This is a genomic window from Streptomyces sp. NPDC014676 (assembly GCF_043084105.1).
GTDB lineage: Bacteria > Actinomycetota > Actinomycetes > Streptomycetales > Streptomycetaceae > Streptomyces.
The window spans coordinates 153,899-176,167 of record NZ_JBIBZI010000007.1 but is presented as its reverse complement, the minus strand read 5'-3'; the positions used below and the strand labels follow the sequence as shown (position 1 = coordinate 176,167).

Annotated in this window: 22 protein-coding genes; 2 read left to right on the top strand and 20 right to left on the bottom strand. The window is 71.1% G+C overall.

Features of this window, described 5'->3' with window-relative positions; genetic code table 11:
• The first annotated feature begins 2 nt into the window (after nucleotides 1–2).
• Entirely contained in the window at nucleotides 3–956 is a 954-nt protein-coding gene (locus tag ACF1DX_RS21300) for an RluA family pseudouridine synthase (RefSeq protein ID WP_391792711.1), read from the top strand.
• Here the strand turns inward: ACF1DX_RS21300 and ACF1DX_RS21295 are convergent.
• From ACF1DX_RS21295 to ACF1DX_RS21215, 17 genes are all read right to left on the bottom strand, one after another.
• Nucleotides 950–2,491 carry a cytochrome P450 gene (locus tag ACF1DX_RS21295; protein WP_391792710.1) on the bottom strand — a complete coding sequence of 514 codons (1,542 nt, stop codon included), beginning with the start codon at nucleotides 2,489–2,491 and terminating at the stop codon, nucleotides 950–952. The two genes, ACF1DX_RS21300 and ACF1DX_RS21295, sit on opposite strands and share 7 nt — an antisense overlap.
• A gap of 51 nt (nucleotides 2,492–2,542) precedes the next feature.
• A complete protein-coding gene (locus ACF1DX_RS21290) occupies nucleotides 2,543–3,163 on the bottom strand; it encodes an ATP/GTP-binding protein (RefSeq protein WP_391792709.1) in 621 nt (206 codons plus the stop codon).
• Nucleotides 3,144–3,554 (bottom strand): DUF742 domain-containing protein, encoded by a 411-nt coding sequence (locus ACF1DX_RS21285; RefSeq protein ID WP_391792708.1) that lies wholly within the window; start codon nucleotides 3,552–3,554, stop codon nucleotides 3,144–3,146. Before ACF1DX_RS21285 ends, ACF1DX_RS21290 begins: the two co-directional genes overlap by 20 nt.
• Nucleotides 3,551–3,958 carry a roadblock/LC7 domain-containing protein gene (locus ACF1DX_RS21280; protein WP_385053612.1) on the bottom strand — a complete coding sequence of 136 codons (408 nt, stop codon included), beginning with the start codon at nucleotides 3,956–3,958 and terminating at the stop codon, nucleotides 3,551–3,553. The genes ACF1DX_RS21285 and ACF1DX_RS21280 overlap by 4 nt, the downstream gene beginning before the upstream one ends.
• The gene (locus ACF1DX_RS21275; protein WP_391792707.1) at nucleotides 3,955–5,532 is read right to left on the bottom strand and encodes an ATP-binding protein; all 1,578 of its coding nucleotides are present in this window, start codon (nucleotides 5,530–5,532) and stop codon (nucleotides 3,955–3,957) included. Before ACF1DX_RS21275 ends, ACF1DX_RS21280 begins: the two co-directional genes overlap by 4 nt.
• 417 nt (nucleotides 5,533–5,949) lie before the next feature.
• Nucleotides 5,950–8,808 carry a DEAD/DEAH box helicase gene (locus ACF1DX_RS21270; protein ID WP_391792706.1) on the bottom strand — a complete coding sequence of 953 codons (2,859 nt, stop codon included), beginning with the start codon at nucleotides 8,806–8,808 and terminating at the stop codon, nucleotides 5,950–5,952.
• 39 nt (nucleotides 8,809–8,847) lie between these two features.
• Nucleotides 8,848–9,738 (bottom strand): diacylglycerol kinase, encoded by an 891-nt coding sequence (locus ACF1DX_RS21265; RefSeq protein ID WP_391792705.1) that lies wholly within the window; start codon nucleotides 9,736–9,738, stop codon nucleotides 8,848–8,850.
• A gap of 31 nt (nucleotides 9,739–9,769) precedes the next feature.
• Entirely contained in the window at nucleotides 9,770–10,639 is an 870-nt protein-coding gene (tatC, locus tag ACF1DX_RS21260) for a twin-arginine translocase subunit TatC (RefSeq protein WP_391792906.1), read from the bottom strand.
• Nucleotides 10,640–10,731: 92 nt separating this feature from the next.
• Nucleotides 10,732–11,013, bottom strand: a complete 282-nt coding sequence (gene tatA, locus ACF1DX_RS21255; protein ID WP_073933654.1) for a Sec-independent protein translocase subunit TatA — start codon at nucleotides 11,011–11,013, stop codon at nucleotides 10,732–10,734.
• Between the two features lie 236 nt (nucleotides 11,014–11,249).
• Nucleotides 11,250–11,444, bottom strand: a complete 195-nt coding sequence (locus ACF1DX_RS21250) for a hypothetical protein (RefSeq protein ID WP_391792704.1) — start codon at nucleotides 11,442–11,444, stop codon at nucleotides 11,250–11,252.
• Nucleotides 11,445–11,454: 10 nt separating this feature from the next.
• Complete coding sequence (locus ACF1DX_RS21245) at nucleotides 11,455–11,748, bottom strand: hypothetical protein (protein ID WP_391792703.1); 294 nt, start codon at nucleotides 11,746–11,748, stop codon at nucleotides 11,455–11,457.
• A gap of 53 nt (nucleotides 11,749–11,801) precedes the next feature.
• Nucleotides 11,802–12,797 (bottom strand): helix-turn-helix transcriptional regulator, encoded by a 996-nt coding sequence (locus ACF1DX_RS21240; protein ID WP_391792702.1) that lies wholly within the window; start codon nucleotides 12,795–12,797, stop codon nucleotides 11,802–11,804.
• Nucleotides 12,798–12,815: 18 nt separating this feature from the next.
• Entirely contained in the window at nucleotides 12,816–13,769 is a 954-nt protein-coding gene (locus tag ACF1DX_RS21235; RefSeq protein WP_030867338.1) for a YafY family protein, read from the bottom strand.
• Between the two features lie 123 nt (nucleotides 13,770–13,892).
• Nucleotides 13,893–14,264: an FKBP-type peptidyl-prolyl cis-trans isomerase gene (locus ACF1DX_RS21230; protein WP_006132299.1), complete on the bottom strand. Its 372-nt coding sequence runs from the start codon at nucleotides 14,262–14,264 to the stop codon at nucleotides 13,893–13,895.
• Nucleotides 14,265–14,320: 56 nt separating this feature from the next.
• Nucleotides 14,321–15,301, bottom strand: coding sequence for an FKBP-type peptidyl-prolyl cis-trans isomerase (locus ACF1DX_RS21225; RefSeq protein WP_391792701.1), 981 nt, complete (start codon nucleotides 15,299–15,301; stop codon nucleotides 14,321–14,323).
• 199 nt (nucleotides 15,302–15,500) lie between these two features.
• Nucleotides 15,501–16,862: a Pup--protein ligase gene (gene pafA / locus ACF1DX_RS21220; protein WP_004933460.1), complete on the bottom strand. Its 1,362-nt coding sequence runs from the start codon at nucleotides 16,860–16,862 to the stop codon at nucleotides 15,501–15,503.
• 9 nt (nucleotides 16,863–16,871) lie between these two features.
• Entirely contained in the window at nucleotides 16,872–18,131 is a 1,260-nt protein-coding gene (locus tag ACF1DX_RS21215; protein WP_391792700.1) for an MFS transporter, read from the bottom strand.
• A 94-nt stretch (nucleotides 18,132–18,225) separates the two neighbouring features.
• On the opposite strand from ACF1DX_RS21215, the gene ACF1DX_RS21210 reads away from it, so the two are divergent.
• Complete coding sequence (locus ACF1DX_RS21210) at nucleotides 18,226–19,248, top strand: LacI family DNA-binding transcriptional regulator (protein WP_391792699.1); 1,023 nt, start codon at nucleotides 18,226–18,228, stop codon at nucleotides 19,246–19,248.
• A gap of 781 nt (nucleotides 19,249–20,029) precedes the next feature.
• On the opposite strand, the gene prcA is transcribed toward ACF1DX_RS21210, so the two are convergent.
• The 3 genes from prcA to ACF1DX_RS21195 form a co-directional block, all read right to left on the bottom strand.
• Nucleotides 20,030–20,788: a proteasome subunit alpha gene (gene prcA / locus ACF1DX_RS21205; RefSeq protein WP_391792698.1), complete on the bottom strand. Its 759-nt coding sequence runs from the start codon at nucleotides 20,786–20,788 to the stop codon at nucleotides 20,030–20,032.
• A 67-nt stretch (nucleotides 20,789–20,855) separates the two neighbouring features.
• Complete coding sequence (gene prcB, locus ACF1DX_RS21200; RefSeq protein WP_385193230.1) at nucleotides 20,856–21,701, bottom strand: proteasome subunit beta; 846 nt, start codon at nucleotides 21,699–21,701, stop codon at nucleotides 20,856–20,858.
• Nucleotides 21,653–22,246, bottom strand: coding sequence for an endonuclease VII domain-containing protein (locus ACF1DX_RS21195; protein ID WP_391792697.1), 594 nt, complete (start codon nucleotides 22,244–22,246; stop codon nucleotides 21,653–21,655). Before ACF1DX_RS21195 ends, prcB begins: the two co-directional genes overlap by 49 nt.
• Nucleotides 22,247–22,269 lie beyond the last annotated feature (23 nt).

The window sequence follows — 22,269 nt, the reverse complement described above, 5'->3', positions numbered from 1 at the left end:
GTGTGAGACGCAGACGGCCGACCCCGCCCTCCCCCCTGCCGCAGCGCGACGGTGTGGACCCGGTACGGGTCCGGCTGCCCGCCGGGGACCAGTGGGCCACGGTACGGGAGCACCTGGCGCAGCGGCTCTCGGCCGCCGGTCCCGGGGTCGTGGACGGGATGTTCGCCGCGGGCCTGATCGTCGGGGCGGACGGACGGTCCGTACCGGCGGACACCCCGTACGCACCCGGCATGTGCGTGTGGTTCCACCGTGAGCCGCCCGCCGAGGTGCCGGTGCCGTTCCCGCTGGAGGTCGTCCACCGGGACGAGCACATCGTCGTCGTCGACAAGCCCCACTTCCTGGCCACCACCCCGCGCGGCGGCCACGTCACCCAGACCGCGCTCGCCCGGCTCCGCCGTGAGCTGGGCGTCCCGGAGCTGGGCGCCGCGCACCGCCTGGACCGGCTCACCGCTGGCCTGGTGCTGTTCACGGTGCGGCCCGGGGAGCGCGGGGCCTACCAGACGCTGTTCCGCGACCGGCTGGTGCGCAAGGAGTACGAGGCCGTCGCCCCGTACGACCCGGCCCTGGACCTGCCCCGGACCGTGCGCAGCCGGATCGTGAAGGAGCGGGGGGTGCTGACCGCCGAGGAGGTCGAGGGCGAGCCGAACGCGGTGACCCGTGTCGAACTCGCCGCCCACCGGGCCGACGGCCTCGGCCGGTACCGGCTGGTGCCCGGCACCGGACAGACCCATCAGCTACGGGTGCACATGAACGCCCTGGGCGTGCCGATCCTCGGCGATCCGCTGTACCCCGAGGTGGCCGCCCCCGTCCCGGCCGGTGACTTCCGGCGCCCGCTGCAACTGCTGGCGCGGAAGCTGGAGTTCACCGATCCGGTGACGGGTGCGGAGCACCGGTTCACCAGCGGCCGGATGCTCGCGGCATGGTCCTCGTACGAGGACTGGGCGGCCGGTCAGTAACCGCGCCACCAGCGCAGGAAGCGCTGCCAGGCGCCCTGCGGCGGGGCGGGTTCCGTCACCGGCGACGGCGCCGGCGCGGGGGGCGGCACCGGGTGCGGCACCGGGTGCGGCACCGGCGGCTCGACGCTCGGCTCGGGCAGCACAGAAGACACAGGGGACACAGGGGCCGTCGGCCGGGTCACGCCGATGTGCCAGTCCTGCTGCGGGATCGCGTCGTTCTCGTGGCTGGGCCGCAGCAGCACGTCCTGCTGCGGCCGGGGCGTGAAGTGGACGGGCAGCTCCACGAGATGCCGCGAGGCGATGGACTCGGTGAAGGCCAGCTGCTCCTCACCGATGCTCAGTTCGACGTCGGGCAGCCGCATGAGCAGCGCGTCGACGCCGACTTCGGCGATCACGCGGCCGAGGTCCTGGCCGGGGCACTCGTGCGGACCGCCGCCGAAGGCGAGGTGCGAGCGGTTGCCCTGCATGTCGGCGGTCGGGTCGGGGCGCACGCGGGGGTCGACGTTGGCCGGTGCGGGCGCGAAGATCAGTCCGTCGCCCTTGCGGATGCGTTGTCCGCCGAGCTCCGTGTCCTGCTTGGCGAAGTAGGCGAAGATGGTGCTGAACGGCGGTTCGTCCCAGAGCAGTTGCTCCACCGCCTGGGGCACGGTCATCTGGCCGCCGTTGAGCTGGGAGCGGAAGCGCGGGTCGATCAGCACCTGGCGCAGCACATTGGCGAGGAGGTTGGCGATCGCCTCGTAGGCGCCGATCAGCACCACCCTGAGCTGCTGGCTGATCTCCTCGTCGGTCAACTGAGCCGGGTGGGTGACGAGGTGGCTGGTGAAGTCCCCCGCCGGCTCGACGCGGCGGCGGGCGGTGAGCCGGCCCAGGGCCTCCATGATGTACGCGTTGCTGGCGATGGCGGTCTCGGTGCCCCTGATCATGTCGCGGGCGGCCTCGACGATCCGGTCGTTGTACTCGTCGGGCATGCCGAGGACGTGGCACATCACGACCATCGGCAGGTGCTCGGCGTACTGGCCGACCAGTTCGGCCTCGCCCGCCTCGCAGAACCGGTTGACGACGCGCTGGACGCTGCGGTTGACGTGCCGGCGCAGACCGCGGAAGTCGGTGGCCGCCACGGCGGCGTCGATGGCGCCGCGCAGCCGCCGGTGCTCGTCGCCCTCGGTGTGGGCGCACATCGGCTGCCAGGCGATGTGCGGCATCAGCGGGTGGTCGGGCTTGACCAGTCCTTCTGCGAGCGCGGACCAGATGCGGCTGTCCTTGCAGTACTGCGCGGGGCTGCGTACCAGTTGCTGGCTCTCGGCGTGGCCGAGGACCACCCACACCGGTACGTCGTCGTGGACCAGCGCGGGCGCCACCGGACCGTGTTCGGCCCGCAGTTCCTCGTACAGCTTCTTCAGGTCCTCCGACTCGTGCAGCCGGCTCAGTCCGCCGGGGCCCTTGCCGTGCGCGGGGCAGCCGGGGGGCGGGCCGGGCCGGGCGTCGTCCGTTCCGGTCGGGGAGTCTCCCGTCAGGGAGGTGGGTTCAGGCGTCACAGTGGTCGCTCCGAGGGGAAAGCGGGATCAGGGGCGGGAGGGATCCCGGGGTCAGGTGAGCGAGCCCGTCATGGCGAGCGAGTGCAGGAACCGCATCAGGGTCATCAGCACGTCGCGGCTGGAGGCGCGGCGCCGCACATCACAGTCCACGATGGGGATCTGCTCGGACAGGTCGAGGGCGGACCGCAGGTCCTCGACGGGGTAACGCGGGGCGTCCGGGAAGGAGTTGACCGCGACGACGAACGGCACACCGCGCTCCTCCAGCCGTCCCATGACGTCGAAGCTGACTTCGAGGCGGCGGGTGTCGACCAGCACGACCGCGCCGAGCGCCCCCTCGAACAGCCCGTTCCACAGGAACCAGAAGCGCTCCTGGCCGGGGGTGCCGAACAGGTACAGCACCAGCTGGTCCGTGATCTTGATGCGGCCGAAGTCCATGGCGACCGTGGTGGCCGTCTTGGACGCGGAACCGAAGTTGTCGTCGACCCCGATGCCGGCCTGTGTCATGGTCTCCTCGGTGGTCAGCGGTTTGATCTCGCTGACCGAGCCGACCATGGTCGTCTTGCCGACCCCGAATCCGCCCACGATCACGATCTTCACCGCGGCCTGTGCCGTGTGCGGCAACTGGTCCTCGGCGCGGGGGCCCGGGATGGTCTCAGAGCCTTTGAAGTCCATGCATCACCGCTTCGAGAAGGGAACGGTCGGGCAGCGCCTTGCGGACGATCGGGAAGCGTGCCTGGACCAGTTCCGCCGCCAGCATCTCGGTGAGCAGCCTGGTCACCACGCTGAACGGCAGATTGAGATAGGCCGACAGTTCGGCCACGGACAGGGGGGCGGCACAGAGCCGGAGCAGCGCCGCCTGCTCGGGGGTGGCGGAGGGCGGGGGGTCCGGGGAGCCGGCCACGATCAGCGTGACGAGATCGATGTCGGCACGTTCGCCGTCCGGTCCGGTGACGACGTACAGCCGCTCCGGGTTGCCGCCCTGGCCCCCCTTCCCGGCCTGTTCGGCCGGCTGCGGAGGGGGGCCGTCCTGGGGGAAGCGCCTCTGGCGTTGCGGAGGAGTCATACGGTCTGCCCGTTCCGTCGGGGCGGACTGGTCAGATGGGCGCCGATGCGGACGACGAGGTCGCGCATCATGCCGCCCATACGGCCCGGCTCGCAGGTCATGTCGGAGAGCACCGCGAGATAGGCGTTGGCGCCGGCCGCCATCAGGTAGAAGTAGCCCTCGTCGATCTCGATGAGCACCATCTTCATCTCGCCGTTGCCGTAAGGGAGTTCCTGGGCGACGGCCCCGGCGAGGCTCTGTACGCCCGCACAGGCCGCGGCGACCCGGTCGGCGGCGTCCGGCTCGCCGCCGTAGCGGGCGATGCGCAGGCCGTCGGCGGAGAGCACCACGATCATCTCGACGCCGGGTACGCCGTCGGCGAGCTCCTTGAGCATCCAGTCGAAGTTGGCTCGTTGCTGGATCACTTGAGGTCCCCCTCGTCATCGGCCTCGGTGCGGGCCGGTTCGTTGATGAGATGCAGGTAGGCGGTCGGGTTCCGGGTGAAGTCGGTGGTGGGGACGCCCGGGTCGAGGCCCTTGCGCATGCCCTCCCAGAAGGCGTCGACCCACAGCCCGGGTTCGCGGTCGTCCTGCTTCTTCTCGGGCTCGGGCCTGGCCCAGATGTCGTGGTACTCCTCGCCCCGCTCCTTGGCCTCCCGCTCGGCCCGTTCGGCGGCCGCCTGTTCGGCGTACCGCTGGGTGATCGGGGTCTTCACCCGGCTGCGGCGCTGGGGCAGTCCGCCCGCGGTCCACTCGGTGACCTCGGGGACGTCGTCCTCCATGGAGACGGTGGCGGGGATGCGGGGGCTGGTGGGGCGGCGTTTCTTGGGGGTGCGCTCGGGGCCGGGCAGGGCGTCGACCGGGCGGGGCACGGAGGTCGCCCCGATGCCGTGGGCGAGGCCCACGCCGGGCTCGTCGGTGATCATCTCGCTGGGTACGACGAGGACGGCGCGGACGCCGCCGTAGGCGGAGGCGCGCAGCGAGACCTGCATGTTGAACGCGGTGCAGAGGCGGCCGACGACGGCGAGGCCGAGGCGCGGGTTGCCGCCGATCTCCTGGAGGTCGGTGCCCTTCTGGGCCTGTTCGAGGATGCCCTCGATGCGGGCACGGGCCTGCTCGTCGAGGCTGACGCCGGCGTCCTCGATCTCGATGGCGACGCCGGTCTGCACCTCGGTGGCGGTGACGCTCACCTTGGAGGTCGGCGGCGAGTAGCGGGTGGCGTTGTCGAGGATCTCGGCGGCGGCGTGGATGACCGGCTCGACGTAGATGCCCTTGATGTTGATCTTGGCGATCGACTTCAGGTCGATGCGGCGGTACTCGAGGATGCGGGACATGGCACCGCGCAGCACGCTGTAGAGCGCGACGGGCTTGGGCCACTGGCGTCCGGGACGGCCGCCGCCGAGGACGGAGATGGAGTCGGCGAGGCGGCCGATCAGCGCGGTGCCGTGGTCGATGCGCAGCAGGTCGTCGAAGACCTCGGGGTTGCGGCCGTGGTCCTCCTCCATCTCGCGGAGTTCCTTGGCCTGCTGGTGGACGATCGCCTGGACGCGGCGGGCGATGCTGACGAAGGAGCGCTGGGCGGAGTCGCGCAGGTTCTCCTCGTCGTCGATGATCTTGAGCATCGTCCGCAGCATCCGGAGCTGGTACTCCGGCAGGTCGCGCCAGGCCGGGTCGAGCCGGGGCAGGTCGCGCAGCACCTCATGGGGGTCGTTCCCGCTGTGCAGGTGGTTCAGGGCCGCGGGGACGACCTGGTTGATGAAGTACTCCGTCTCCGTGTTGTGGGCGGCGATCCGGGACTCCAGGTACGCACGGTGACGGTCGTGCTCGGCCCGCGCCTCCCGCAGGATCCGGCCGCGGCGCACCGCCTCGGCCGCGGCGGCGGTCACCAGCAGGGTCGCGACGGCGCCGCACACGCCGACGGCGATCCGGGCGGGCTCCGTCACCAGGGCGACGGCGGCTCCGGTCGCCGCGGCCATCACTATGGCCGGCAACAACAGCACGCGTGTGTGGGGAAGTTGGACACTCGCCATATGAGCCCTCTGAAACGAATCGACTGACGGCCGGGAAACGTGCACATAGGGGAACAAGCGCACGAATTCATCTCAACTCGGTGCGCTGCGGGCGAGCTTAGTCCGACAGGATCATCGCCATGTCATATTCGGCGAGTGCCGGAAATGACCCCTGGGACAGGAGTACGCTCAGGTCGTTTACACGCTGCGCGGCCGTTCGAACACCATCCGTCACCGCGTCCAGGCGTACGAAAACCACTCACCGTAAGGGGTGAGGGAGCGCCTCGGGCTCCTTGATCCTGCCCACGGAACCGGGCGGTGACGCCCTTCGATGAGGGCGCGCGCAAGGCAGAAGCCCGGCGCGCACGGGGCGCACCGGGCTTCTCCAGGACTCCTGGACCGGGCCGTTCAGCCCACGGACGAGTAGGCGACCACACCGCGCAGCAGTCCGTCGACCGCCTTGCGGGCGTTCCTGCCGACCGTCGACCCCTCGACGGACGGCGCGGCGGCGGAGATCTGACCGAGCACGTCGATGACCTGCTTGCACCAGCGCACGAAGTCACCGGCCGGCATCTCCACCTCGCGCAGCACCTCGTCCAGGCCCTTGCCGGACGCCCACATGTAGGCGGCCCAGGCGAAGCCGAGGTCGGGCTCGCGCTGGCCCACGCCCTCCGTCTGGCTGATCCGGAAGTCCTCCTCCAGGGCGTCCAGCCGGCCCCAGATGCGGACCATCTCGCCGAGCGCCGCCTTCGCCCTGCCCGACGGCAGCTTGGGCGCCATCGCGTCGTCGGCGACCCGGGCCTCGTACACCAGCGCCGACACGCACGCGGCGAGCTCGGCGGGGGCGAGCCCCTCCCAGACGCCCTCGCGCAGGCATTCACTGGCCAGCAGGTCCAGTTCGCCGTACAGCCGGGCCAGCCGCTTGCCGTGCTCGGTGACCTCGTCGCCGCGCAGGTAGTCCATCTCGGTCAGCAGCGCGACGATCCGGTCGAAGGTACGGGCGATGGTGTTCGTCCGGCCCTCGATACGGCGCTCGAGCTGCGAGGTGTCGCGCAGCAGCCGGTGGTAGCGCTCGGCCCAGCGGGCGTGGTCCTCGCGGTCCTGGCAGCCGTGGCACGGGTGCGCCCGCAGCGCCTTGCGCAGCCGCGCGATCTCCCGGTCGTCGGCCGCCTGGGAACCCTTCTTGCGGTGCCGGTCCGGGACGATGTGCCCGGCCTTGGTGCGCAGCGCGGAGGCGAGGTCCCGGCGGGACTGCGGGGAACGCGCGTTGAAGGACTTCGGGATCCGCATCCGTTCCAGCGCCTCCACCGGCACCGGGAAGTCGATCAACGCCAGCCGCTTGACCTGGCGCTCGGCGGTCAGCACCAGCGGGCGCGGGCCGTCGGCGTACTCATAGCCGCGGTGGCCGTTGGAACGGCCCGCCGGCAGCCCCGGGTCGAGCACCAGCGCCAGCCCCGCGTACTTTCCGGTGGGTACGTGGATGACGTCACCGGGCTTCAGCTTCTCCAGCGCGGCGGCGGCCTCCGCGCGCCGCTGCACCGCGCCCTGCCGGGCCAGTTCGTTCTCCCGGTCCTTCAGCTCCCGGCGCAGCCGCGCGTACTCCTCGAAGTCGCCGAGGTGGCAGGTCATGGACTCCTTGTAGCCCTCAAGACCCTCCTCGTTGCGCTGCACCTGACGCGAGATGCCCACGACCGACTTGTCCGCCTGGAACTGCGCGAAGGACGTCTCGAGGAGCTCGCGCGAGCGGTGCCGGCCGAACTGCTCGACCAGGTTGACCGCCATGTTGTACGACGGCCGGAAACTGGAGCGCAGCGGATACGTGCGCGTGCCGGCCAGCCCCGCCAGGTGCTCGGGGTTCATGGCGCGCTGCCACAGCACGACCGCGTGGCCCTCGACATCGATGCCGCGCCGGCCGGCCCGGCCGGTCAGCTGGGTGTACTCGCCGGGGGTGATGTCGGCGTGCTGCTCGCCGTTCCACTTGACGAGCTTCTCCAGCACCACCGAGCGGGCGGGCATGTTGATGCCGAGCGCGAGGGTCTCGGTCGCGAACACGGCCTTCACCAGACCGCGCACGAACAGCTCCTCGACGACCTCCTTGAACGTCGGCAGCATGCCCGCGTGATGGGCCGCGATACCGCGCTCCAGGCCCTCCAGCCACTCGTAGTAGCCCAGGACGTGCAGGTCCTCGGCCGGGATGGAGGCCGTGCGCTCCTCGACCAGGGCGCGGACCTTGGCCCGCGCCTCCTCGTCGTTGAGCCTGAGGCCCGCGTACAGGCACTGCTGGACGGCGGCCTCGCAGGCGGCACGGCTGAAGATGAAGGTGATGGCGGGCAGCAGGCCCTCGGCGTCGAGCCGCTCGATGACCTCCGGCCGGCTCGGCGTCCACACCCGCGAGCGCTGCCGGCGCTCCCGCTCCCGGTCGGCCTCGCGCGTATTGCCCCGCCCGCGCTTGCGGTCGCCCCAGGACGGGCGGCTCGCCTCCAGGCGGGCCATGCGCGTGAGGTCCGGGTTGACGGCCTTCTTGCCGCCCTCCCCCTCCTCGAACAGGTCGTATATCCGGCGTCCCGCCAGCACGTGCTGGAACAGCGGCACGGGCCGGTGCTCGGAGACGATCACCTGGGTGTCACCGCGGACGGTGTCCAGCCAGTCGCCGAACTCCTCCGCGTTCGACACCGTCGCCGAGAGCGACACCAGGGTCACCGACTCGGGGAGGTGGATGATCACTTCCTCCCAGACGGCACCGCGGAAGCGGTCCGAGAGGTAGTGCACCTCGTCCATCACCACGTAGCCGAGGCCGAGCAGGGTCTGCGACCCGGCGTACAGCATGTTCCGCAGCACCTCGGTGGTCATCACGACCACCGGGGCGTCGGAGTTGACGCTGTTGTCGCCGGTGAGCAGGCCCACCTTCTCCGTGCCGTAGCGGCGGCACAGGTCGGCGTACTTCTGGTTCGACAGCGCCTTGATGGGTGTCGTGTAGAAGCACTTCTTGCCCTGCCGGAGGGCGAGGTGGACGGCGAACTCGCCGACGATCGTCTTGCCGGAGCCGGTGGGCGCGGCGACCAGCACGCCCTTCCCCGCTTCGAGCGCCTGGCAGGCCTCGATCTGGAAGGGGTCGAGGCCGAAGTCGTACATCTCGCGGAAGGAGGCGAGCGCGGTGGCCTGCTCGGCAGCGCGCCTGCGCGCCGCCGCGTACCGCTCGGCCGGTGAGAGGTCCTCTGTCATCGTGCTTTCGAGCGTACCGGGCCGCACCGACAACAGGACGATCATTATCCGGAACCGTCCCTGTGAGCAGCGGGGCCACCCGGTTCAGGGGCCGACGACCCGCAGCGCGCCCGGCACGCAGCGCGCGGTCAGCGGCAGCGGGCCCACCGGCTCCCCGTCCGCGTACCCGGTGACCTCCTCGGCGGCCAGTTCCACGCTCGCCGCCCGCAGCACGGTGATCGCGGGATGGCCGATGTGCGTGCCCCGGTACACCCTGGGGAAGACCCGTAGCAGCGTGGCCCGGCTGCACTCGCCGACCACCGTGATGTCGAACAGCCCGTCGGTCAGGTCCGCGCCGGGGCAGATCCGCATGCCGCCGCCGTACGACGGCCCGTTGCCGACGGCGACCAGCGTCGCCTCGACCTCGCGGACCTCGCCGCCGTCGAGGGTGATCCGGTAGGGCAGCGGACGGAAGGCGGCCAGCTCGGCGACCATCGCGACGTCGTACTTGACGCGGCCGAGGGGCAGCCGCATCCGGTTGCCGCGGTCGTTGACCCGGGAGTCGAAGCCGGAGGCGAGTACGGCGCCGAACCAGCGGTCGCCGACCCGGCCGAGGTCGATGTCGCGGACCCGGCCGCACTTGAGGGCGTCGGCGATCATCCGGCCGGCCGCGGCCGGTTCCCGCAGGGGCATGCCGAGGGCGCGGGCGAAGTCGTTGCCGGTCCCGGCGGCGACCAGGCCGAAGGGGGTGCCGGTGCCGACGACGGCCTGCAGGGCGAGGTTCGCCATGCCGTCGCCGCCGACGGCGATCAGGGCGCCGGTGCCCTCCTCGACGGCGGCGCGCGCCCGGTCCAGGGCGTCCCGCGGGTCGTCGCCGAGCACGGTCCGCACCGAGAAACCGGCGTCCCGGAACGCGGAAGCGGCCGGCCGCGCCGCGCGGGCGCCCCGGCCGCGGCCCGCGGTGGGGTTGACGAAGAGGGTGATCTCGCTGGTCACGGGGATGACCCTATGAGCTGCGGGGCGGTCCTCAGGTCACGTCGTCATAACCGTTGACCCGGTCCCTGGTCGCCTGCTCGGGCAGGGCGGCCACGGGCTCCACCGGATCGATGGACTCCGGGGTGAGGTCCAGCTCGGACGCCTCGTCGTCGGCGGGGCCCTGGGATTCCCTGCGGGCACGCCGTTTGTCGTTGAGCAGCGAGAACGCCACGGCGACGAAGTAGAGGACGACGATGGGTCCGGAGAGGGCGATCATCCCCACCGGGTCCGTGGTGGGCGTCGCGACCGCGCCGAAGACGAAGACGCCCATGACGACACCGCGCCACCAGCCGGCCATGCGGCGGCCGGAGACGATGCCGACCAGGTTCAGCATGATGAGCAGCAGGGGGAGCTCGAAGGCCAGGCCGAAGACCAGCACCATCCTGATGGTGAAGTCGAGGACCTCGTCGAGCGAGAGGATGTTGGCCGATCCCCCGGGGGTGAGGCTGAGCAGCACCTTGATGCTGACGGGGAGGATGACGTACGACAGGTAGGCGCCGCCGGCGAACAACGGAACCGCGGCCGAGACGAAGTAGTAGGTGTACTTCTTCTCGTGCTTGTGCAGCCCGGGGGCGACGAAGGCCCAGAGCTGGTAGAGCCACACAGGGCTGGAGACGATCAGGCCGGCCATGAGGCTCACCTTGATCGTCGTGGTGAACGGCGACGTCAGCGTGTTGAAGGAGACGATGGCGCAGTTACCACCGTCACTGTTCGCCAGGTCCTCGCATTTGGGCACCGGCTCCGCGAGGAACTGCATGAGCTGCTCGCTGTAGAACGCGGCCACGATCATCACCACGACGATCGCGACGACGGCCTTGGCGAGCCGGTTGCGCAACTCACGCAGGTGTTCCACGAGGGGCATCCGCCCCTCGGGATCCCTCTCCTGCTTGCGGGCAGACTTGAGCAACCCACGTTCCCATCTCGTGCGGCGGGCCGGAGTTCACCGGCCCTGCGTCAGCGCTTGGTCGTGTCCGTCGGCTCCGTGACCGGGCGGGAGCTGGTCACGTCGCCGGGGGCGGCCTGGATGGTGCGCTGCGCCGGGGGCTGCTCGCCGGTGGCCGGCGGGTCGGCGGGGGCGGCGGACTTGTTGTCGTCCTTCATCGCCTTCGCCTCGCTCTTGAGGATGCGGGCGGACTTGCCGAGCGACCGCGCCATGTCCGGGAGCTTCTTCGCGCCGAACAGCAGGATGATGACGACGAGGATCAGAATGATCTCGGTGGGGCCGAGCCGTCCCATAAGTCTTTACCTTCTCACCGAGGCGGGTGGGTGGGTGGCTGTCCGACCGGTCGGACAGGCGTCCGAACGACGGTGCTGACAGCGATCGTAACGCTCAGGGGTGAACGTCCGGCAATCCCTGTGCGTACTCCCGTCCGCGGTCCGGGCCTCGTTCTCCGGTCCGCGATCAGCAGCGTACCTGCCGGGACCCGCACGGTGACAGGGGCGAAGCCGCGCCGGGAGCCGGCCGGAACCGCTCAGAGGGACTCGGCGGAGCGGGCCGCTCCGGCCGCCGCGCGCTCCAGGTCCTCCGCGGCACGGCCGATACGGCGGGCCGAGTCCGTGACCTGCCTGCCGAGCCGTTCCGCCTCGACGAAGACCTTGACGGCGAACACCCCGAGCACCAGCAGACCCAGGAACCCCACCGCAACCGCGAACATCGGCCAGAACATGAGGGCGAGCCTAGACGGTCGAGTGCAGCCGCAGTGTCCGGACCCCGCCGCCGGTGAGCAGCTCCACGATCCGCTCCCCCGCCGGCTTGCGGACGGCCGCCCCGCACTCGGGGCAGGTGAAGGAGTAGAACGTGGTGCGGCTGCTGGCGCCGATGGCCAGGCGCAGCGCGCTCGCGGCGAGCTCGAAGCGCTCCCGGCAGTCCGGGCAGCCCGCCCGGAACATCACCGGGGCCACGCTCCTCATCCCCGCGAACGCGGACGCCGCCGTCATGGTCCGCGCTCCGGACATCGCCGACTCGCTCAAAGCCCTCGCTCCTGCCTGTCGTCCTGTCCGTCCCGCACCGTGCGCGGGCCCGGTCATCCGGCCGCCTCGACCCCGTCGTACGCCGCCAGCGCCTCGCGGGCCGCCTGCCGGGCGCTGTCGGCCAGCGCGCGCGGCTCCACGATGCGGCCGTCGCGGCCGAGCCGCAGGGCCAGCCGTCTGAGCGAGGCCGGGTCGGGCGTGCGCAGGGTGATACGCAGCCCGCCGTCGGGAAGCTCGTCCGCGCTGTCGTGCGGGTAGTACTCGGCGACCCAGCGGCCGCCCGGTCCGACCTCGACCACGACCTCGGGGTCCTCGGCCGCGGGCTGCACCAGCGCTTCCGACAGGTCCCGCAGCTCGACCTCGGGCGGCGCGGACGGCTCGTCGAGGATCCTGATCTCGGCGACCCGGTCGAGCCGGAAGGTGCGGCGCGCCTCGGAGCGCCGGCACCACGCCTCGACGTACGTGTGCCCGACGCTGACCAGGCGGATGGGGTCGATCTCCCGCTCGGTGACCTCGTCGCGCGCGGGCGAGTAGTAGCGGATCCAGAGTCTGCGGCGCTCGGCGATGGCCCGGTCGACGTCCGCGAAGACGCCGCCCTCGGACTCGAAGGTCACCGAGAGCCGGGAGCTGGCGCCGGCCGCCTCGCCGGCCGCGGTCTCCACCTTCGCGGTGGCCCGCAGCAGCGCCTGCCGGTCGCCCTCGCGCAGCCCCGGCAGAGTGGCCACGGCACGGGCGGCGACCAGCAGCGCGGTGGCCTCGTCGGCGGCGAGCCGCAGCGGCTCGGCCGCCTCCGCGCCGAGGGCGGCCGGGTTGTGCCACCAGATGCGCTCACCGTCGGTGTCGATGTCCAGCAGATCGCCGCCGCGGAAGCTGGTGCCGCACATGGGCAGCACGTCGAGGTCGGAGACCAGCTCGTCCTCGGTGATCCCGAAGGCACGCGCCACGTCCTCGATCCGCGCGCCGGGACGCTCCCGCAGATACGTCACCAGGGAGAGCATCCGCCGGGTCTGGTCGATGGCGTTCACGGGCCTGACCGGTTTGCCTGCCACGTCTTTCTCCGCTCCCCCTCAGCCCTTGGCCACGGCACGCAGCCGGTCCATCACGTCGGCCCGCAGCTCGGCGGGCTCCAGAACCACCACGTCCGGTCCGAACTCCACCAGCCAGGCGTCCAGGCCGTGCCCGTACGGAATCTCCAACTCGTCCCAGCCGTCGCCGAGTTCCCGCACCACGGTGGCCTTCGCCCGAAGGGGGTAACCGGCGTCGGAGCGCAGCCGGATCCGCGCCGAACGGTCCGCGCTCTCCCCCGCCCAGCTCGCCACGGTCTCCCGCACGGTGACGACGTCCGGCACCGGGACGGTGAACCGGCCGCCGCGCGAGCGCACCTTCCCGGTGATCCGGGAGAGCCGGAAGACCCGCTCGGCGCCCCGGTCGCGGTCCCAGCCGGCCAGGTACCAGTGGCCGCGCCAGCACTCCAGCGCCCACGGTTCGACGTGCCGCTGTCCGGGCTGGGCGGCGTTGGCCTTGCGGTAGTCGAAGACGACCGGCCGGCGGTCGCGGCAGGCCAGCATCAGCGGCTCGAACGCGGCCTCGTGCACCGGGATGCGCGGCTCCAGCGCGCCATGGGCACCGTACGGGTCGACGTCCTCGGGCAGACCGGCCGCGCGCAGCTTCTGCAGGGCGCCGCTGGCCGCTCCGGCGAGCCGGGCCTGCTGCCACACCTTGGCGGCGAGCCCGAGGGCGGCGGCCTCCTCGGCGTCCAGGGTGATGGGCGGCAGCCGGTTGCTGTCGCGGCGGGCCAGATAACCGACCTCGCCGTCGAGGTTCTCCACGGTCTCGATGACCAGTCCGAGTTCCCGCAGATCGTCCTTGTCGCGCTCGAACATGCGATTGAAGGAGTCGTCGGAGCCCGCTTCGAGATAGGCCTCGATCGACTCGCGCAGCTCACGCTTGCTGAGGGGCCGGCGTGTCCCGAGCAGACACAGCGCCAGATTCATCAGCCGCTCGGCCTTGGCAATGGCCATCGACCCGCTTCGCCTCCCTATGGTGCTTACGAGCGACGACCGTACCGCCCCGAGGCGGCGCGGTAAAAGCCGGAGGCCCATGCCCGGACAGGCATGGGCCCCGGATGATCGGCTCCGGTCGGATCAGACGCCGAGCAGGTCGACCACGAAGATCAGGGTCTCACCGGGCTTGATCGCCGGGGTGGGGCTCTGGTTGCCGTAGGCGAGGTGGGCGGGGATGGTCAGCTGACGACGGCCGCCGACCTTCATGCCCTGCACGCCCTGGTCCCAGCCCTTGATGACCCGGCCGCCGCCCAGCGGGAAGCGGAAGGGGGTGCCGCGGTTCCAGCTGGCGTCGAACTCCTCGCCCGTGCTGAAGGCCACACCGACGTAGTGCACGGTGACGGTCTGGCCCGCCTTCGCCACCTCGCCGTCGCCCTCCCAGATGTCCTTGATCTCGAGGTCCGCCGGGGGCTCGCCGCCCGGGAAGTCGATCTCGGGCTTGTCGATGCTCACTTGTTCTCTCCTTGTTGCGTGACCTGCGTCAGGAACAGTCTCACAGACTTTCCGGGTCAGACGGTGCCGAGGATGTCCACCACGAAGACCAGGGTGTTCTTGGCCAGCTCGCTGTCGGGGCTGGAGCCGTAACCGAGGGAGGGAGGGATCACCAGCAGGACCCGGTCGCCCACGTTCTTGCCGACGAGGCCCTGGTCCCAGCCCGCCACCACGGCACCGGTGCCGATCTGGAACGCGGTGGCGCCCCCGTGGTCCCAGGAGGAGTCGAACTTCTCGCCGTCCTCCCACTTGACACCGGTGTACTGGGCGATGAGCCCCTGACCGGCCTCGACCTTCTTGCCGTCGCCCTTGATCAGCACCTGCTGCGTGAGCTTCTCGGGGGCCTTGGCGCCCTTGGGGACGGTGATGGTCGCCGCCTTCTGCGACGGGGCCTTCACCTCCGGCATCCCCTCCTCGGAGGCCGCCTGCTCGCCCTTGACCTCGGCCTTGGCGTCGACGGCGGCGGCCCCGACCGGGTCGACCACCCAGATCAGCACGTCCTTCGCGGCGATGCCGGACGAGGGGTTCAGACTCTCGCCGATCAACTCACCCGCGGTGCCCTGCACAAGGATCCGGCTGCCCGGCTTCTTGCCCTTCAGGGCGTCGAGGACCTTGGGGGGCAGTTGGCGGCTCTGCTTGCCCACCTGCTCCACGGACTGCTGGTGGGGCGCCTTGCCGTCCGCGGCGGGCGCGGCCCAGGTGCCGCCGAGTTCCTGGTCGCCGCCCCACTTCTCCACCGTCCAGTCCAGCCGGACGTAGTCGGAGGCCTTGATCGCGGTGCCGCTGCCCTCCGAGACCGTCTCGACGACGGTCTTCTCGGACGGCTTGCCGTCCTCGGGAACGGAGATCTCGGGCTTCTCCCCGGCCTTCCCGTCGACCTGTGCGACGCCTCCCGTCTTGTCGCCGTTGCTGTCGTCGTCCGACCCGCACGCGGCGGTGAGCAGCAGTGCGGGAACGGCCAGCAGCGCCGCGACGCGTCGTTTCATATTGTAGTTCATCAGTCCCACTGGAATCGGGGGTGGGGGGCAATGGCCGCCACTCTACGACGTACCTGCCCCGCACGCGGCTCACGCCGGGACACGTCGCGGCCATGAGCGCCGTGCGGGCCCACGATCAGCACCCGCCGCCTTCCCTCCGGAAAAACGCCCGAATGCCCGGAGACCGAGAGGCCTCCGGGCATTCGGGCGTCGCACCTGATCACATACCGGCGATCAGCTTCTCCACCCGCTCGTCCACCGAACGGAACGGGTCCTTGCACAACACCGTGCGCTGGGCCTGGTCGTTCAGCTTGAGGTGCACCCAGTCGACGGTGAAGTCGCGGCGCTGCTCCTGGGCCCGCCGGATGAAGTCGCCCCGCAGCCGGGCCCGAGTCGTCTGCGGCGGAACGGACTTGCCCTCGAAGATCTTCAAATCGTTGCAGATCCGGGCCGCTTGTCCCTTTTTCTCCAGCAGGTAGTACAGGCCCCGCCGACGGTGGATGTCGTGGTAGGCGAGGTCTATCTGCGCGACCCTCGGGTGCGACATCGTCATGTTGTGCTTGGCCCGGTACCGCTCCAGGAGCTTGTACTTCATGACCCAGTCGATCTCGGTGCCGATACGGTCGAGGTCCTCGGCCTCGATCGCGTCCAGCGTACGGCCCCACAGCTCCAGCACCTGCTCGACGGTGCCCGTGCGGATACCCCGGCGCTCGCAGAAGTCCAGCGCCTTCTCGTAGTACTCGCGCTGCACCTCCAGCGCGGAGGCCTCCCGGCCACTGGCCAGACGCACCTTCCTGCGCCCGGTGATGTCGTGGCTGACCTCGCGGATCGCCCGGATCGGGTTCTCCAGGGTGAGGTCGCGCATCACGGTGCCCGCCTCGATCATGCGCAGCACCAGGTCGGTGGCGCCGACCTTGAGCAGCATGGTCGTCTCGGACATGTTCGAGTCGCCCACGATGACGTGCAGCCGGCGGTAGCGCTCGGCGTCCGCGTGCGGCTCGTCGCGCGTGTTGATGATGGGCCGCGAGCGGGTCGTCGCCGAGGAGACGCCCTCCCAGATGTGCTCGGCCCGCTGGCTGACGCAGTACACGGCGCCGCGCGGCGTCTGCAGCACCTTGCCGGCGCCGCACAGGAGCTGCCTTGTCACCAGGAACGGAATGAGGATGTCCGCGAGCCGCGAGAACTCCCCGTGCCGGGCCACCAGATAATTCTCGTGACAACCGTACGAGTTGCCCGCGGAGTCGGTGTTGTTCTTGAAGAGGTAGACGTCGCCCGCGATTCCCTCCTCGTGCAGGCGTCGTTCGGCGTCCACCAGGAGTCCCTCGAGAATGCGCTCGCCGGCCTTGTCGTGGGTGACCAGTTCGGTCACGTTGTCACATTCCGGCGTTGCGTATTCCGGATGTGACCCCACGTCGAGATAGAGGCGGGCACCGTTCCGCAGAAAGACATTGCTGCTGCGGCCCCATGACACGACACGGCGGAAGAGGTACCGCGCCACCTCGTCAGGCGACAGGCGGCGCTGTCCCCTGAACGTGCACGTGACGCCGTACTCGTTCTCCAGCCCGAAAATGCGGCGGTCCATGAGGGAACATTACGCCCGATCCCCCGACCTGAAACGAGGTTCGACGGCACGATTCGGATCATTTTCCGAACGGGCCGCGACCACCGCTCTCCCGGCGGGAACTGCCAGTACCCGCCCCGTGGCGATCAAAACCAGCAGCGACACACCACCCGCGACCCCCGGCACGGCGAACCCCCACAGCGCCCCGCCCGCCTCGACGACCGGACCGGTGAGGCCCGTTCCGACCGACGCGCCGACGGTGAAGGTGGTCACCAGCCAGGAGAACGCCTCCGTGACCGTCCCGCGCGGCGCGTGCCGGTCCACGAGCACAAAGGCACAAGCGATGGCCGGTGCCAGGAAGAGCCCGGCGACCACCATGAGCAACGTCATGGCCACCGCGCCCGGCATCAGCATCAGCGGCAGGTAACACACCGCCAGAAGGGCCACCAGCCCCTGGAGTCGCCGCGCGGGCTCACCGGTCCACTGCCGCGCCCCGTACGCCATACCGCCGACGAGCGCACCCAGCCCGATCCCGGCCATCAGCCAGCCGTACACCTGGTCGCCGCCGTGCTCGTCCGCGTACGACACCGCCGCCACGGTGATGGACCCCAGCGCCATCCCCACGGCCAGGAAGGCACCCAGCAGCGCGAGCAGCCCCGGCGAGCGCAGCGCGCCCAGCCAGTGCGCCTCGCGCGGCGCCGACCGCCAGGCCCGCGAGGGCGGCGAGACGACCACGGAGAGGGCGCCCAGCACCCCGATGACGTTCAGCACCAGCAGCGCGGCCTGCGCCGACCACAACGAGGCGCACACCGTCACCAGCAGCGGCCCGACGGTGAACATCACCTCCTGCGCCACGGCGTCCATGGCGTACGCCCGGTGCACATGGTCCTCCTCGGGCAGCACGGAGGACCACAGGGCGCGCAGCCCGCCCTCCAGGGGCGGGGTGAAGAGCCCCGCCGCGGCCACCGCGCCGTACGCCACCGCGGGCGACCCGGTCCCCGCGAAGGCGAACACGGCCATCGCCAGCGCCGACAGCACCGCGGCCGGCAACTGCACCCTCGGCTGCCCGCGCAGATCCACCAGCCGCCCCAGCACCGGCTGCCCCACGGCGTTGGCGACGCCGTACACCGCCGCCAGCGCGCCGGCCAGGCTGTACGTACCGCCCTCCGCGCGCACGAACAGCACGATCGCGATGGCGGCGGTCGCGTTGGGCAGCCGTCCCACGAGCGTCCCCACGAGCAGCCGGGTGGCGTGCCGCGCCCGGAGGATCTCCAGGTATCCCGTGGCCATGCGGGCCCCTTCACTGGAAGTTTTACGTATAACTAAGCTCTCCATACGTACCATGTCCGCTGTTCACCAGTCCAGACGAAGGAGCGGCCCGACGATGCCCCGAGCCGGCACCCGCCCCACGAGCCGGGACGTCGCCCGGGCCGCCGGCGTCTCCCAGGCCGCCGTCTCCCTGGTCCTCGGCGACAAGTGGCGCGGCCGGGTCTCCGAGACCACCGCGGAACGCGTCCGGGAGGCCGCACGCACCCTGGGCTACCGCCCCAACCTGGCCGCCCGCAACCTCCGCCTGGGCCGCACCCGCACCGTCCTCCTGGTCGTCCCCGCCCTCACCACGGAGTTCTTCGCCGGCGTCTACACCGGGGCCGCCCGGGTGGCCTCCCGGCACGGCTTCGGCGTGGTCCTCTACCCCTCCCCCGAGGGCATCGGCCCCGCCCGCGACCCCTTCGCGTCCGCACAGGCGGCCCTGGACGGCGTCATCGCCTCCTCCATGGCCGCGGAAGCCCTCACCGCGATCCGCGGCGAGGCACTGCCCCTGGTGATGCTGGACAGCGACCCCGAGGGCAGCGTGGGCGCGGCCACGGTCAACCTCGACATCGCCGACGGCGTCCGCCGGCTCACCGACCACCTCCTGGCACTGGGCCACCGCCACTTCCTCCACCTGGCGGCGGATGTGCCGTCCTGGACCTTCGAGGTGCGCGCACGGGAGCTGGCGGCACGACTGCGGGAGGTTCCCGGAGCGTCGTTGCGTACGGCGCGGGCACCGATCTCGATCAAGGGGGCGGAGGCGGCGGCGGAGGCCGCACTCCGCGGGGCGGCGACGACACCGGACCGCCCCACCGCCGTGGTCTGCGACGACGACCACCTGGCGGCCGGCACGTACAAGGCCGCACGACGACTGGGGTTGCGTGTTCCCGAGGACCTGTCCGTCACCGGCCTGGACGATCTGGCCCTCGCGAGCGCGATCGATCCGGAGCTGACCACGGTGCGGTTGGACGCGGAGCTTTTCGGCGAGCGGGGGATGGAAGCGCTGCTGGCGGTCCTGGAGGGCCGCGCCCCCGCCGCGGGCGACATCCCGGTCGAACTGGTGGTACGGGGTTCCACGGCCCCGGCGCCCCGCTGAGGGCCACGGCGGCCCTCCGCGCCGGTGCTGAGCGGGGCGGGCTCGCAGCCCGGCGGCTTACCGGGTGCCCCGCGCTGGTGCCGGCCGGGCGGGTTCGCGCGGCCCGGCGCCGTGTGGGTGCCCCGGTGTTCGGTGTGGGCCGGGGGTTGCACGGCCCGGCGCCTTGCGGGTGCCCCGGCGTTGGTGCGGGCCGGGGGTGTTCGCGCCGCCCGGCGCTTGCGGGGTGCCTCCCCCACTCTCGGCTGCGCTCGAGCGGGAGGTACCCCCACCGCCCACCCGTGCCGCCCTGGGGGTACCTCCCAGGCCCTCAAGGCACTGGGGGAGGCACGACTGCCCGCGGATCGCGGGGCATGCGGCGCGGCTGCCCGCGACTGACGCGGCACGCGACTGCCCGCGGGAGCGGCGGCATGCGGCAGCGACTGTCCGCGGATCGCGAGAGGCGAGGGCAGGTAGTCGCGTACGGCGGGAAGGGGACGGGGCGGGGGTGGCCGCCCGCAGTGGCTGGCGCGTCCGCACCCCGCGCCCTCCGAGAAACGTGATCCGCGCCAGTCCGAGGACGGACACCCCCGACGCGGCCCCGACCCACCCACCGGCCGTGGGCGCTACGCACACCCCCACCGAAGCCGCACAGGCGCCGCAGGCATCCCACCCACCGGGCCGAAAGCCGCACCACGGGCATCCCGCCCACCGGACCGAACGCCACGCCGCAGGCGCTGCCCCGGCCCCACCGGACCGAACGCCACGCCGCAGGCACCCCGCAGGCGTCAGACGCGCACCCCCACTACTCGACGTCCCCGCCGGAGTCCGTCTCGGCCTCCGCCTCGGAGGCCGTCTCCGCACCGCCCGCCTCCAGCAGACGGGACAACTGACGCCCCCCGATCCGCTTGAACTTCCGCTTCTGCGGCCGCGTACGGTCCAGCACCGCCACCTCCAGCCGCTCCGCGGGAATCTCCCGCTCACTGCCATTGGTGTCCCGCGACAACGCCTGCACCGCCAGCCGCAGCGCCTCCGCCAGCGTCATCCCGTCCCGGTGCCGCTGATCCAGATACCCGCTGATCTGCTCCGCGTTACCCCCTACCGCCACCGAGCCGTGCTCGTCCACGATGGACCCGTCATGCGGCAACCGGTAGATCTGGTCGAACTCCGGGGTCTCCCCGACCTCGGCCACCACCAGCTCCACCTCGTACGGCTTCTCCCCCACACTCGAGAAGATCGTCCCCAGCGTCTGCGCGTACACGTTCGCCAGACCCCGGGCCGTCACATCGCCCCGGTCATAGGTGTAACCCCGCAGATCGGCGTACCGCACGCCCCCGATCCGCAGATTCTCGTACTCGTTGTACTTACCGGCCGCGGCGAACCCGATCCGGTCATAGATCTCGCTGAACTTGTGCAGCGCACGGGACGGGTTCTCACCGACGAACACGATCCCATCGGCATACTGCAGCACCACAAGGCTGCGACCACGGGCGATCCCCTTCCGGGCATACTCCGCCCGGTCCGCCATCGCCTGCTGAGGTGAGACATAGAACGGCGTCGACACCGGTTATCCGTCCCTTTCTGTCGAAGTCACTGGACCACCAAACAACCGAACAACCCTCCCGCGCGGCCTACAGCAGCGAGGCCCGCGGCCCGTCCGGCTGCTCCAGCCGCCGCTCCAGCACCGACCGGGCGATGTCGGACGCCTCGTCCTCGGTGAGCCGGCGGAAGCCGTCATCGGTGATCACGGTGACGATCGGGTAGATCCGGCGGGCGACATCGGGACCACCGGTCGCCGAGTCGTCGTCTGCCGCGTCATACAGCGCCTGCACCACCAACGTGGTGGCCTCGGCCTCACTCAGGTCGTCCCGGAACAGCTTCTTCATCGCACCGCGCGCGAAGATCGACCCGGAACCCGTCGCGGCGTACCCCTGCTCCTCCGAACGCCCGCCCGTGACGTCGTAGGAGAAGATCCGCCCCTTCTCCCGGTCCACGTCGTACCCCGCGAACAGCGGGACGACGGCCAGCCCCTGCATCGCCATGCCCAAATTCGAACGGATCATCGTCGACAGCCGGTTCGCCTTGCCCTCCAGCGACAGCTGCGCGCCCTCGACCTTCTCGAAGTGCTCCAGCTCCAGCTGGAACAGCTTCACCATCTCCACGGCGAGACCCGCCGTACCGGCGATCCCCACCGCCGAGTACTCGTCGGCAGGGAACACCTTCTCGATGTCCCGCTGCGCGATGACGTTCCCCATGGTGGCCCGCCGGTCACCGGCGAGCACGACCCCGCCGGGGAACGTCACCGCCACGATCGTCGTCCCGTGCGGTGCCTCGATCACACCCTTCACGGGCGGCAACGACCTCTTGCCCGGCAGCAGCTCCGGCTGGTGCTCGGAGAGGAAGTCCATGAAGGAGGAGGACCCCGGCGTCAGGAAGGCAGCCGGTAGACGCCCGGTGCTACGAGTGTTGGCTTCCACGCGATTCCTTCCACGTATGCGGCAGCCCGCCTTATGGCATCGGGCCGATCCTTGAACTGCCCCAGCGCCGCGTTGCAGCTGAAGCACAGTACGCCACGGACCCTACCCGTCTCATGGCAGTGATCCACATGTGCGGCAGGCGCCGCCAGACATATGCAGCAGACGCCTCCCTGGGAGGCGACCAACTCGTCACGCTCGGCTTCGGTGATGCCGTACTGGCGCTTCAGATAACCTGCGCGCCCCTCGGCGGCTCGGCAAGCCTTGCAACGCGTCGACAGCCCATCCGACGCTGTTGCATTGCGGTGCCACTCGCTCCACGGCTTGACCTCGTCGCACTTAAGGCAGAGCTTGTGCCCCTCGGGCACCTCTGCCTTGGGGCGGACTTTCCGCCCCAAGGCTTGCTGACGCATCCGGTGATAGCGCGACGCGCAATCTCGACAGTGTGGCTGCAGGCCGTCCAGGTTTGACCGCTTGCGGGCGAAGGCTGCGCGCGGTTTGTCCTCACCGCACCGCGCGCAGCGCTTCAGATCCTCTTTCAACGCCAACCCCGAAGCCCCCCAAACCTTCG